At 55.2% G+C, this 5,425-nt stretch carries 4 protein-coding genes; all 4 read right to left on the bottom strand.

The window, feature by feature from the left end:
• Positions 1 to 351 precede the first annotated feature (351 nt).
• A complete protein-coding gene (locus tag AUK29_00225; GenBank protein OIP66697.1) occupies positions 352 to 1,350 on the bottom strand; it encodes a hypothetical protein in 999 nt (332 codons plus the stop codon).
• A 22-nt stretch (positions 1,351 to 1,372) separates the two neighbouring features.
• Positions 1,373 to 1,801 carry a Holliday junction DNA helicase RuvA gene (locus tag AUK29_00220; protein OIP66696.1) on the bottom strand — a complete coding sequence of 143 codons (429 nt, stop codon included), beginning with the start codon at positions 1,799 to 1,801 and terminating at the stop codon, positions 1,373 to 1,375.
• A gap of 18 nt (positions 1,802 to 1,819) precedes the next feature.
• The gene (locus AUK29_00215) at positions 1,820 to 2,128 is read right to left on the bottom strand and encodes a hypothetical protein (protein ID OIP66695.1); all 309 of its coding nucleotides are present in this window, start codon (positions 2,126 to 2,128) and stop codon (positions 1,820 to 1,822) included.
• An 80-nt stretch (positions 2,129 to 2,208) separates the two neighbouring features.
• Positions 2,209 to 4,863 (bottom strand): alanine--tRNA ligase, encoded by a 2,655-nt coding sequence (locus AUK29_00210; GenBank protein OIP66694.1) that lies wholly within the window; start codon positions 4,861 to 4,863, stop codon positions 2,209 to 2,211.
• Positions 4,864 to 5,425: the final 562 nt, after the last annotated feature.

Here is a 5,425-nt window from a genome sequence, read left to right as displayed (position 1 = left end):
TATGCGTTCACTGCCACAACCCGCACCAGCCGCGCTTTAAACCACTGACACCCAAACCGCCGCCTGTGCGGCCTGATGATATCAAATAAGGACCATCTCCAAAAGAGTGGGTGAAAACATCAGGGGTCAAGGGGTCAAGGATTCCAGGGGTCAAGTGAAGTGCTTTTTAAAAACTCAAGGGTCCGAGGGGTTAAGGGGCTTAGGGTCCAAGTGAAAAGCATAGAAAAAACTGAAAGGTAACAGAAATCAAAAAACCACTTGAATCCTTGAACCCTGGATCTCTATAGGTTCTTGAATCCTCGAACCCTTCTTATCCAATAGATGGGAGAAGACCTCGGGCATGGAGAAAACTTATTGCAGAGAACCTGTCTCCGAATCCGCTGCACGCTTCCTCTGATACCGATTGACCGCCATGTTGTGTTCATGAAGAGTCCTTGAAAAGGCATGGGTCCGGTCGTTTCGGGAGACAAAATAAAGATAGGATGTCTCAGCCGGATAGAGCGCCGCCAGGATCGAGGATTTCCCTGGATTGGCAATGGGGGTCGGCGGGAGCCCCTGCCGCAAATAGGTGTTATACGGACCATCTGTTTTCAGCTCACTCTCCTGAAGGTTTCCATCAAAATTCTTGATCCCATAGATCACGGTGGGATCGCTCTGCAAGAGCATATGTTTTTTCAGCCGGTTATGAAAGACCGAGGAGATGAGGGGGCATTCCTCCTCCGACCCGGCCTCCTTCTCGATGATCGATGCGAGGATCAAAACCTGGTGGAGGCTCATTCCAAGCGATTCAGCCCGCTTCATCTTCTCTTGATCAAAAAAGGCAAGCATCCCGTCCACCATCTTCCGGATAACCTTCTCTTCGGTCATGTTCTTGTGAAAGGCATAGGTCTCCGGCATGAGATACCCTTCGAGGGAGGGTGTGTCCAGGCCGAGGGAGCGGATCATCACCGGATCGGTGAGCAGCGCCAGAAAGCGGGCCTTGGAAAGAGAAAGCTTTTCCGCCATAATCCCAGCCACGTCCGCGCTCCGCATCCCTTCAGGAATCGTCACGAGGTGCAGGACTTGAGATCCATGGCGAAGAATATTCAGAATCTGCCAGGCCGAAGAGGGCTCCGGGATCTTATATTCCCCTGCATGCACGGGGCCTTGGGATCTGGTCAGACCTGTAAGAAGGATAAAGGCCGGAACCGAGGGGATCCGCCCTTTCTCACGAAGGATGAGGGCCGTTTGCTTGACGCTTGATCCCGAGGGAATCTCAACGGTTTCAGAGGCTATCTCCGTGAGGTATGGAATAAAAAGAAGGCCATAGAGGTGCACGATCAGGAGGACCGCCATCCCCAGGGAAACCATGGTCACCCCTCCTGCCGGTGAACTAAATCTCATCCTGATGCTCCCTGGCCCTCCTGTCCAGGTATCCCTGCAGGATGAGCGCTGCCGCGACCTGGTTGATCACTTTTTTCCGCCTCTCTCTTCGGACATCCCCTTGAATCATCATCCTCTCCACCATCACCGTGGTCAGCCGTTCATCTTGTGTGATGACAGGGATGTTGAATCCCTCGAGCTTTTCCACCATATTCATGGCCTTCCTGGCCGCCGGCCCCAAGGACCCGTTCATGTTCATGGGGAGCCCCACCACCAGGCATTCCGCTTGATACTCACGGATGAGGTCCTGCAGGGCATTCAGGTCTGCCGTGATCTCTTTCCGGCGGATCGTCTTCAGCGGCTGGGCCGTGATCCCGAGTTCATCGCTCACGGCCACACCGATGGTCTTGTCTCCAAGATCCAAGCCCAGGATCCTCATGATCTATGGGAGATGCCGTTATTCTTCATCTCCACCCTTATCGAGCTTGGCCAGCCGCCTGCTCAGGGCATTGACCTTTTTTTCAAGGTTTTCCAGATCTTCACGCGTGGGCAGGTTCATCCGTTCCATGGTGGAACGGATCATGTCTTTCCAGGTCTTGTCCAGGCCTTCCAGGTTCTTCTCGGCCGTGCTCATTAAATCCTTGAACAGAGAACCGCTCTGCTCCTTGCTGACCTCCCCTTTCTTGACGAGGTCATCCACGAAATCCTTGATCTTTTCCTGGATCCCGAGGCCGACCATCATCGCCTTTTTTACGGTCTCAAACATGGGAACTCCTCCTTATTATAACGGTTCAAACAGCTTGAACGGATTAAACGGCTTATATAGTTTAAACCTTATCTTTTGGTTCAGATCTTCCCTGTTACGGTCATCTGTTCATGAACAAGATCAAAGACCTTGTTTAAGGCCTCATCGAGTTTTGATGCATCCGTGCCCCCGGCCTGGGCCATATCCGGGCGGCCTCCTCCGCCGCCGCCCGTGATCCGGGCCACTTCCTTGATCAGGTTTCCGGCGTGGATCTTTCGGGTCAGGTCATTGGTCACCATGGCAATCAAGGCCACCTTACCCTTGTTTTCAGAACCGGCCACCACCACGCCGGACCCGACCCGGTCCCGGAGCCGGTCTGCATGTTCCCTGAGTTCTTCAGGAGAGAGATGGTCCGCCCTGTGCGACAGGACCTTGACACCGTCAACCTCTCTGATTTGATCTATTATATCCCCTCCCCGGAGTTCCGCAAGTTCCCTCTTCAGGGATCCGATTTCGCAGAGCAGGTCCTTGCGTTCCTTCAGGTTTTTTTCCACTTTAGGAGCGATGCGTCCCGGAGACTCTTTGACGATTTCAGATAGGGAGCGGATCTCGCCTTCCAGACTTTTGAAATATTCATAGGCCTGAATGCCCGTGACCGCTTCAATCCTTCGGACACCCGCGGCGATCCCTCCTTCGTGCCGGATCTTGAAAAGACCGATCTCGCCTGTAGCCTGCACGTGCGTCCCGCCGCAGAGTTCCTTTGAAAGCTCCGGAATGGAAACCACGCGCACCTCACTCCCATACTTTTCACCGAACAGGGCCGTGGCCCCCCCGGATATGGCCTCATTTAAAGGCTTGACCTCTGTCTCAACCGGGGCGTTCCGGAAGATCCATTCATTGGCAAGCTGTTCGATCCGTTCCAGTTCCCGAGGATGGACCGGGGCAAAGTGTGTGAAATCAAAACGCAGACGCTCAGGTTCGACCAGGGACCCTGCCTGCTTGACATGATCCCCCAAGACGTGGCGAAGCACGGCATGCAGGATATGCGTGGCCGTATGGTTGTGCGCCGCAGATGCCCGTTTCCCCGGGTCCACCCGGCAGGAGACTTTCTGCCCTCTCTTCAGGGAACCTTGCAGGACCCGTACCCGGTGCACGATCAGCCCCTCGGCAGGCCTCCATGTCCTGATCACCTCAACCGATCCCCCGTCCCAGTCCAGGCTTCCCTGGTCTCCGACCTGACCGCCGGATTCGGCATAAAAAGGCGTGGAATCGAGCACCATATCGATCTCTTCTCCGGCCTGAACCGACTCTTTTATGACCCCGTCTCGAATCAGGGAAAGGACCCCGGATTCACTCTCGGTCCGGTCGTACCCCACGAAGAGGGTCTTGCAGGTTTCAGACAGAGACTTGAAGGCCGGCAAAATCCCCTTTTCTTCGGAACCCTTCCAGGAGGCGCGGGCGCGTTCCCGCTGCCTTGCCATCTCTTCATGAAAACCGGCTTCATTCACGGAAAGCCCTAAATCCTTGGCGATGTCCTGGGTCAGGTCCAGGGGAAACCCGTAGGTATCGTAAAGCTTGAATATCTCTTTTCCGGGAATCAGGGTTTTCCCCTGCTTTGTGAGCTTTTGGATGAGATCATGGAGGATCGAAAGGCCCTGGTCCAGGGTATTTTGAAAGCGCTCCTCCTCATTTTTGACCACGGAAGCCGCATGATCCCTCGCTCGAAGCAGATCGGGAAAGGCCTGTTTCATCTCGTCAACCACGGTCCCGGCCAGCCGGTACAGGAAAGGCTCATTCAATCCGAGCAGCTTGCCGTGCCGTGCCGCCCTGCGCAGGATCCTCCGGAGCACATAACCACGTCCCTCATTGCTTGGAAGGATCCCTTCGGCGATCAGAAAGGTGAGCGCCCGGATGTGATCCGCGATCACACGGGTGGATGTATCACAGGCGTGGTCTTGGCCGTAGGCCTTGCCGGTCAGGTCACAGATCCCGCCAATGATCCCTTGAAACAGATCGGTATCATAATTGGTTTTGACCCCCTGAAGCACCGCTGTGATCCGTTCGAGCCCCATCCCCGTATCAATGCTCGGTTTCGGGAGAGGGGTCAAGATACCCGACTCATCCTTCCTGTACTGCATGAAAACCAGGTTCCAGACCTCAAGGAACCGGTCGCAATCACATCCGGGACGGCAGCCGGGACGGCCGCAGCCGGCGTCGTCTCCCTGATCCACATAGATCTCGGAACAAGGGCCGCACGGCCCTGTATCCCCCATGGCCCAGAAATTGCTTTCTTCTCCCAGCTTAAGGACCCGTTCGGCGGGGATCCCGATCCTGTTCCTCCATATCCCGAAGGCATCCTCATCATCCTTGAAAACGCTCACCCAAAGCCGCTCTTTGGGAAGGCCCAGTTCACGGACAAGAAAATCCCAGGCAAAGCCGATGGCCTCTTCCTTAAAGTAGTCCCCGAACGAAAAATTTCCCAGCATCTCAAAAAAGGTCTGGTGCCGCGCCGTATGCCCCACGTTTTCCAGGTCGTTATGCTTCCCGCCCGCCCGCATGCATTTCTGGGACGTCGCCGCCCTGGGCACGCTCCTCGGCTTCTCACCCGTGAAGATATCCTTGAACTGGACCATGCCGGCATTGGTAAAGAGCAGCGTGGGATCGTTCCTGGGAATCAGGGGTGAACTCGGGAAGAGCGTATGCCCGCGTTCCTCAAAATATTTAAGAAACCGTCTTCGGATCTCGAAGCCTTTCATTCCCGGCCTTTAATGAGTTACAACGTATGGATCAGATGGACAAATCCCGATTCCTCAATGGAGCGCCGCATGGAAAAACACTCCATCAATGTGCCGTCAGGATAGAGATTTTACATGATCTTGTCAACAAGATAAGCCTGCCCGGGTCTGCGACAAATTTGTGGATAAACATTTCTCTAAGAGCGTCATTCCCCGACCCCCGATCGCAGTCGAGGGCAGGCTCGATCGGGGAATCCATGGTTCGACAAGCTCACCATGACAATTGTCACCCTGAGCCTGTCGAAGGGTGGATTGTCCGGTCAAACCCCGGTAAACCGAGGTCAAGCCGGACAATGACAACCCTATGTAATTCTGATGTGTACCCACAAATTTGTCGCACACCCAGCCGGCCCCCTTAGTGGTCCTATTCGTAAATACGGTCGCATTCGAGCCTGCCTGTGCCATGGCAGACAGGTGCCGTAGGGCGGCCTCCTCGGCGTTCCGCTCCTTGCGACGTACCGCAGGGGGTACGCCTCAGTCGCGCGCGGGGATGAGGCCGCCCTACGGCACTCTCGGTACGTTA

Source organism: Nitrospirae bacterium CG2_30_53_67, assembly GCA_001873285.1.
In the GTDB taxonomy this organism is placed as follows: Bacteria; CG2-30-53-67; CG2-30-53-67; order CG2-30-53-67; family CG2-30-53-67; genus CG2-30-53-67.
The sequence above is the reverse complement of the archived record's forward strand: the minus strand, read 5'-3'. Positions and strand labels throughout refer to the sequence as shown.

What these genes read in the sequence shown, in the direction of transcription:
- AUK29_00220 (OIP66696.1), bottom strand. Translation starts at nt 1,801, where the DNA reads ATGAGGATCCTGGGCTTGGATCTTGGAGACAAGACCATCGGTGTGGCC.
- AUK29_00225 (OIP66697.1), bottom strand. Translation starts at nt 1,350, where the DNA reads ATGGTTTCCCTGGGGATGGCGGTCCTCCTGATCGTGCACCTCTATGGC.
- AUK29_00215 (OIP66695.1), bottom strand. Translation starts at nt 2,128, where the DNA reads ATGTTTGAGACCGTAAAAAAGGCGATGATGGTCGGCCTCGGGATCCAG.
- AUK29_00210 (OIP66694.1), bottom strand. Translation starts at nt 4,863, where the DNA reads ATGAAAGGCTTCGAGATCCGAAGACGGTTTCTTAAATATTTTGAGGAA.